The sequence below is a fragment of the Fulvivirga lutimaris genome, from assembly GCF_009711525.1.
Taxonomy (GTDB): domain Bacteria; phylum Bacteroidota; class Bacteroidia; order Cytophagales; family Cyclobacteriaceae; genus Fulvivirga; species Fulvivirga lutimaris.
In genome coordinates this window covers 1-6,989 of record NZ_SMLV01000233.1, presented here as the reverse complement: position 1 = coordinate 6,989, position 6,989 = coordinate 1, and the positions used below count along the sequence as shown (strand labels likewise).

Annotated in this window: 6 protein-coding genes; 2 read left to right on the top strand and 4 right to left on the bottom strand. The window is 38.6% G+C overall.

Annotated elements, in window-relative coordinates:
* Together E1140_RS02760 and E1140_RS02755 are read left to right on the top strand one after the other, a co-directional pair.
* On the top strand, positions 1-620 hold a 620-nt coding region (locus tag E1140_RS02760; RefSeq protein ID WP_221412612.1), incomplete at its 5' end, for a hypothetical protein.
* 395 nt (positions 621-1,015) lie between these two features.
* Positions 1,016-1,423: a VOC family protein gene (locus E1140_RS02755; RefSeq protein WP_155178802.1), complete on the top strand. Its 408-nt coding sequence runs from the start codon at positions 1,016-1,018 to the stop codon at positions 1,421-1,423.
* Here the strand turns inward: E1140_RS02755 and E1140_RS02750 are convergent, their stop codons facing one another.
* The 4 genes from E1140_RS02750 to E1140_RS02735 form a co-directional block, all read right to left on the bottom strand.
* Positions 1,424-2,848 carry a TolC family protein gene (locus tag E1140_RS02750; protein ID WP_155178800.1) on the bottom strand — a complete coding sequence of 475 codons (1,425 nt, stop codon included), beginning with the start codon at positions 2,846-2,848 and terminating at the stop codon, positions 1,424-1,426. It lies immediately after the preceding gene.
* On the bottom strand, positions 2,845-4,188 hold the full coding sequence (locus tag E1140_RS02745; protein WP_155178798.1) for an HlyD family secretion protein: 1,344 nt from the start codon (positions 4,186-4,188) through the stop codon (positions 2,845-2,847). The genes E1140_RS02750 and E1140_RS02745 overlap by 4 nt, the downstream gene beginning before the upstream one ends.
* 5 nt (positions 4,189-4,193) lie before the next feature.
* Positions 4,194-6,368 (bottom strand): peptidase domain-containing ABC transporter, encoded by a 2,175-nt coding sequence (locus E1140_RS02740; protein ID WP_155178796.1) that lies wholly within the window; start codon positions 6,366-6,368, stop codon positions 4,194-4,196.
* 12 nt (positions 6,369-6,380) lie between these two features.
* Positions 6,381-6,989 (bottom strand): TetR/AcrR family transcriptional regulator (locus E1140_RS02735; RefSeq protein WP_155178794.1); only part of this gene is annotated, 609 nt, incomplete at its 5' end.

Here is a 6,989-nt window from a genome sequence, read left to right as displayed (position 1 = left end):
ATCACATCAATACAGATGATTTATACATTAATCCTATGTCCCTGAACGAAGAGAACTTAGACCAGCTCTTCAAACAACTTTCAAGAGTAAATCAACTTTTTTTCTTTGACCATTTCTTTCCTCAAATAAGTGATCCGGGGGCATATGTAGATATTCAAAAATATCGTGATAAATTGATTTATCGACTGGGAAATCATGGATGGCGAACTGATTGGAAAATTCTGAATAAATATAACGCAATTAGATTTGTATTAAAAAATTCCTCCCATAATCGAGACACCATCAGAATTCACAACAACGCAGATACCGAAAAGTACATCGAACAACACTTAATAACTGATAAATATTATGATAGACAATTAACGGAAGTATTCAAGTCAGTTAATTATAAACTTTATGAAGTCAATGGATACTATTTGTTAGTAGATCAAAAACCAAGAGGCTTAATCGGACGAATTTTTACGTCTGAAGCAAAAAATGCTATTTGCCTTAACAAAACTGAATCTCAGAATTTCGAACTAAAGGGTAAATTATTTCTTGACCAACTTTATAGCCAGTTCAGGGCTAATTCTAAAACGATTCATGGGAGGAAGTGTGTAGTGAAATACAAAAGCACATAACATCGTGTAGAAAAACATATGCTAAACCATCTTGTAGCCTCGGCTTGTGCAACTTGCACCGCATTTCTGCTTGCATTTCATTGCTGGACGACTAACCAGAACGCAGCAGAAACTTGAAAGTATTGAGCATTTTTTGGCTTGTGTAGGTTTAGAAAGTTGGCAGAAAATGCTACGTTTAGCTTTTTATAGCCTCGTGTGGCATACACTTTCTACACAGGCGTTAGTTAAAATAATAAAATTATTATGGGAGTCTACATAATCCTGCTCTTCGGAATTTGTAATTCCGAAGCCCTTTTGTAGGATTTGTAATCCGAACTTAAGCAAGCTAAAATCATTAAATTGGTAAAACCATTTCACGAATTGTTCATTACTTTTAAAGTATAAAACAATTAGATATGCCCTTCAACATCAACTTCCTTGACCATGTAGCCATTAGAGTTAAAGATTTAGAAGCCTCTGTAAAGTGGTATGCAGAAGTCTTAGGATTAAAGAAATATCAACTGCCAGAGTGGGGTGACTTCCCCATTTTTATGCTGTCAGGAAAAACGGGCATCGCAATCTTTCCTGCCAATACAGATCACCCGGCATTAGATGCTGCCTCTAAAAATGTAAAAATTGATCACTTTGCCTTTAATGTCTCCAACCAAGATTTTGAAAAGGCCAAAAAGCATTATGATAATCTAGGCCTTGATTATAACATTCAGGATCATCATTACTTTCATTCCATCTACACCAAAGACCCTGACGGTCATACTGTCGAGCTTACCACCATTGTAGTGGATGAGGATTCGTTTTATAAATAGTTAATCCACCAACCCAAGATTAGAAATACCAGCAGCCCAGTATAACGTTGCAATACTTTTCTGATAGTTCACTTTGGTCTTTATCAACTTGCTTTGCGCTTCTATCAGCTTGTCAATTTGTATGTTCAATTTGAACAAATCGCTTTCACCATTCTCTAAATTCAACCGCTCGGCCTGCAATATCAGCTGGTAGCTATCGGCCATTTCCTGCTGCTGCACTACTATCTGCTGCAGGTTGATCATCTCATTGTATTGAGCGCTTAAATCATTTAAAATCTGCCGCTCTGTATAATCCAACTGATAGTTGTTTTCAGTAATCTTCAGTTTAGTCATACCAAGTTTTGCACGTTCCTTCCTCAGGAATATTGGAAAGGCAAAGTCAACTCCTACTTTGTAGTTATCTAAAAACATAAAGTCATTGCTATTGCCCTGCGCGTTAATTGGCTGATCCAAAAAGTAATAATTCAGATCCAACCGAGGCTTTAGGTTCTCAACCGCCAGACGTTTATCAATAAGCAGAGATTCATTTTTCAAATTCAATTTTCTAAGCTCCGGGTGATTTTCTTTTGCCAGTTCATATAGTGTCCCTAACTGTACATCTGATAATCTATTATTTTGAATGGCCGCAGGTTTCACATTGGGTGTCATTTCTAGCGGTGCCCCCTCTTGTGTCCAAAGGTGGTTAGACAAAGTCAAACCTGCCTTAATCCTTTCTATCATGGCTTCCTGCAGTGCAGTCTTTCTGCCGAGTAGCGTAATCTTAGCCTGAATGGTGTCCAAAGGTGCTGCTTCTCCATATTCAAAAGCCATTTTTGTCCTACTAAAAATGTCATCGGCTATATCAATACTCTGCTGCATCAATTCAAACTTATTGACCGCAGCATACCACTCCCAGTAGTCCTTTACCGCATTCAGCAAAATTTTATTAATCTCTTTAATCTGCTCAGCTTCAGCCATGTCTTGCATTAACTGCGCTTGTCGCAATGTTGCTCTACGGCTGTCGATAAATAAGCCTTTACCAATAGGCACAGAAACACCGGCATAAAGCTGCTGGTTATCAGTACTGTTGGAAATGAAATTTTCCGGATTCAAATATTCCCCGGTATTCTGTGAGAACCCTACCTTAGGATCGACAGGAAACCAGGTAGGTATTTTCAAAGAGACATCTAATAGGTTATAATACTCTGTGTCTGAAAGATCTTTCATGTTCCATGTGCCTTCCAGCTTAGGGTCAAAGGCACCACGCGCCAGCCTTAGCTCCTGATTGGCTGCCTGAGACAAAAGCTCTGCCTGTTTGATAATTGGATGGTTTTGAATGACAATTTGATAAAAATCATCAAAGCTCAACACCCTTACTGAATCATCAGCTACCTGGCCATAGCTGGCTGCACTGGCGAAAAGAAAAATGAATACTAGGTTTCTCATTTCTTCTTCTCAGTTGTTTCTGCGTTATCAACTTCAGGTTCTGCATACAGACTTGGAGGGAAACCGTTAAGCTGTCGCCAGATTTCATACCACACAGGTACATTGTCCAGCATCACCCAGCCCTTAGTTCCAGAACCCATTCTTAGCCTATCAGGCCAAGGAACATCATCCGGATCAGGAGTAACCAATATTCTAAATTCTCCGGGTTTGGTATTCACATAATCTATCACTCTAACCACACCACCAAAAGTACCTACAGCTACGCTAGGCCAACCTGAGAATTGTAAAGCTGGCCATCCATCGAATTCAATCCTCACCTTACGACCTTTAGATATCAACGGCACATCCATGGCCTTAACATACATTTGCACTGCCAAATCAGGATTTTCAGGCATGATAGTAACTACCGCCTCCCCTTCCTTAATGGTTTCTCCTATACCGGCACGCATGGCTTTAACAATATAGCCAGCTTGCGGTGCTATCACCTGATATTGCTGATTCCTGATCTCCATATTGCTATTCTCATTTCTAAGCTTAGCATATGCTGCCTCGGTATCAGAAAGATCAGCCAGGGTGGCATTAAGATCCGATATTGATTTACTTATCTTATCCTGATATTCGGCTTGAACACCTGCTATATCCACTCTGGCATTTTCAAGCTCAGCCTTGGACTGTAAGAACCTGTTCTCAGCAGACACCACCTTCATTCTTGATTCCTGAAATTTAGATTCTATGTCCTGAAATTTGGTTAAAGCAATGTTACCAGCATCATAAAGCACTTTATTTCGCTCATACTGGTTTTTAAAGTTCTGAAAGCGCACCTTTTCAGATTCATAGTCAATGCTATCACTTACCAACTTAAGTCCTGCCTGCTTGAGCTTATTCTTTGTTTGCAAGTTTTTAATGCTCGCCCCTTCCTTCAATGCTTTAATCTGCGTTCTTAAAGCTTCGGCCTTGGTCTTTTTCGAACTAATAGCTTCTTGTTTTGCAGTCAGCTGCTCCTGAAGTCTGGTCAATAATTCAGGATCAAAAAACTTATCCTTAATCTCTGATAATGTAAGAATAGTATCTCCCTTATTTACAAACTGCCCTTCACGGATATTCCATGAGGCTATTCTTCCAGCTATGGCTGACTCAACAGACTGCGGCCTGTTTTGAGGAGCAAAGGCTGTAACATTACCAGCTCCTCTAATATTCTGCTGCCACGGCACAAACAGTATGATTAGAAAAACGCCAAAAAGCGCCATCAATATTCTAGCTAAAAGACGCCCTGCACTAGGTGTTTTTAGCGTCTTTAAGGTATAAAGTTGGCCATCCGCCAAATTGTTTAAAATGTTCATACCTTCTAGTTTATAATTTTACTTAGTTCCTCAGATTTGATTAACTCCTCAAACTTTCCTTCTTTTTTCATCTCGCCATTTTCCATCACTACCACCCTGTCGCACGCAGCCATAATTACCGGATCATTAGACACCACCACCAATGTCCATTTATGCTCCTTATCGGTAAGCATGCTTATTAATTTAAGTCGTTCTGATTTTAAAAAGTCAGTGAAGAAATCATTAAGTACCAACATCTTTGGTCGCTTAGCCAAACAACGCGCCAGTATAATTTTATTAACCAGGCCGTTGGCTAAACCTTTACCACCACTTAGCATTGGTGTGTTGAGTCCTTCAGGCATGTTATTAATCTCATCTGCAATGCCGACCATGTTAATGGCCCACATGGCATCTTCATAACTAGCGTGAGTCTTTGCCAGCAGTATATTCTCTATAATAGTACCTTCAAATATGTCCTGCTGACTAACATTCTTGCCTATTCTATCACGCAGGTTGGTTAAGTCAAGGTCTCTAAGAGAATAACCGTCAATAGTCACTATGCCTTCGTAATTGATATTTAGACCAGCAATGGCATTGCTAAGGACTGTTTTTCCAGAGCCTCCAGTACCAGAGAGACAAATATGTTCTCCACGCTCCACCGTTAGATCAATGTTTTTTAAGGAATATTCTACATTGCCTGGAAACTTATATTTTAAGTTTTTAGTCTGTATTGTCATACCCTTGCTATCATGAAAGTTAGGCATATCATAACCTCCACTTTTCTCCAATGGCAAATCTGTAACCTGAGAGATTTTGTCCACTGCTGTAAGCATATCATAAATAACATCCATGTACATAATAATTTTCTCAACTGAGTTAAGAATTAATATGATGATCACTTCAGAAGCGACAAACTGACCCAGCGTAATTTCTCTTTGTATTACGAGGATAGTACCAATAATCAGTAATCCACCAGTAACAAGAGCCTTAAAAAGCAGTATAAATGAATATTGAGTTATAAGTACCCCAAAGTGGGTTTTCCGATTTCTCAGATAGTTATTTACATTGTAATCTGTTTTCCTAAGTGGCAATGGCGTATTGCCAGAAAGCTTAAATGAGTTGATGGTACGCGCTAGCTCTTCCAACCAGTAAACCACTTTGTATTTATATTTTGATTCGCTGATTGATGAGCTAAGTCCTTTTGCCCCAGTGAGGTAAAAGATTAAAGTCAGCATACCCAACAATATCAAACTAAAAAACACGAAAAACGGATGGTAGAAAGACAGAAGTAATAATCCGAATAGAATTTGAATAACACCAGCCGATAAGTCAATCAATAATTTAGGCAATCCTTTCTGGATGGTTAGCACATCGAAAAACCTGTTCATCAATTCTGGTGGGTAGTACTTCAATAATGCCTCAGCTTTTATACGCGGCACTCTAAACGCAAACTCAAAGGCTGCTTTTGTAAAAACCCTGCGCTGAAGGTATTCCACCAAAGTAATCTGCATTACTTGCAGTCCACCAGTAGCTAAAACACCTAATATCACTAAACCTATGAGCACATAAACGGAGCTAAAAACTACCCCTCCAGAAATTAGAGATACTGTAGCCTGAATACCCAGAGGCAGCGTAAGACTTATTAAACCTATAAGAAGAGCATAGACATAAATATAGAAAATGTCTCTTTTCTCCTCAGACAGCAACCTTATTAAACGTTGTATAGGGTTGAGCTTTTTAGCTTCTACATCATCTCCCTCTTCATCACTAACCATACTTTTATAAGCGAAAACACCCATAAAATTAACCTTGCCCTTTGCATCCTGAAGTTTAGAGATATAGCCTTCATCGATTAGGAACGGATCAGAATCATGTTCTTCAATCTTGATGGCTTTGGCCTTGCGCCCATCTTTAAATATAATTATTGGAATATAGTTGTCTTCAGTACTTTCAAAGGCAACGATTGGTATTTCAATGTCCTTTAGAAATTCAGCAAACTCTTCTCGATCCAGACTATTTTCAAGATAGATGATGCGTTGTTTATTGGCAGCTTCAGTGAGGTCTCTTATAAACTCTGAAAGCTCATTTTTGTCATACTGACGAATTGATGCTTCAATACTATTCAAAGCAAAACCATCAAAATCTTGCTTCAGCAGATCGGATGACGTTCGGATGACTTTAATAATTTGATTACTGTTCATCTAGGATTTCTATTAGGCTTTAATAGTCTTAAATATTAGATCTTTCAAAAACTCTTCATTTTGAGCATGCATGTTTTTTCCATAGGCCAAATTTGTTAATGATGGCAAATGCTCTGCATAAAAGAGCTGATGGTGAGCTGACTGCAATACTGTACTTATTAATGAGTTCGCTGATTTGTATTCAGGATTTATCTCCTCAACATAATCCGCAATTTTCTTACATAAAGATTTGAACCCTCTAAAAAGCCCTTCTTTGTTATCCGAATCAACCTGTTTTGTCAAAAAAGTTTTATCTGATTCAAGAATAACAATTCTAAAGAGTGCTTCTTCATCAATTTGCGGAAAGGACTGATCCCTCCTTTTCAACTCAGTCACAATCTTTAAGGCTATCTCCAACTTAGTTTCAGGGTTTTCGATATTATTAGTTGCGAAATCGATTCTGAATTCGAGCCAATTCCAATACCAGGCGATAAGGTACACTAGTAATCTGTGTTTGTTATCAAAGTATCTGTAAACCGAGGCTTCTGTAGACTCAATGTGTTGTGCGAGCTTTTTAAAAGTGAACTTTTCAAACCCCAGCTCATCTATCATGGCTATGGATTCCTCAATAATTCTCCTTCC

What these genes read in the sequence shown, in the direction of transcription:
- E1140_RS02755 (WP_155178802.1), top strand. Translation starts at nt 1,016, where the DNA reads ATGCCCTTCAACATCAACTTCCTTGACCATGTAGCCATTAGAGTTAAA.
- E1140_RS02750 (WP_155178800.1), bottom strand. Translation starts at nt 2,848, where the DNA reads ATGAGAAACCTAGTATTCATTTTTCTTTTCGCCAGTGCAGCCAGCTAT.
- E1140_RS02745 (WP_155178798.1), bottom strand. Translation starts at nt 4,188, where the DNA reads ATGAACATTTTAAACAATTTGGCGGATGGCCAACTTTATACCTTAAAG.
- E1140_RS02740 (WP_155178796.1), bottom strand. Translation starts at nt 6,368, where the DNA reads ATGAACAGTAATCAAATTATTAAAGTCATCCGAACGTCATCCGATCTG.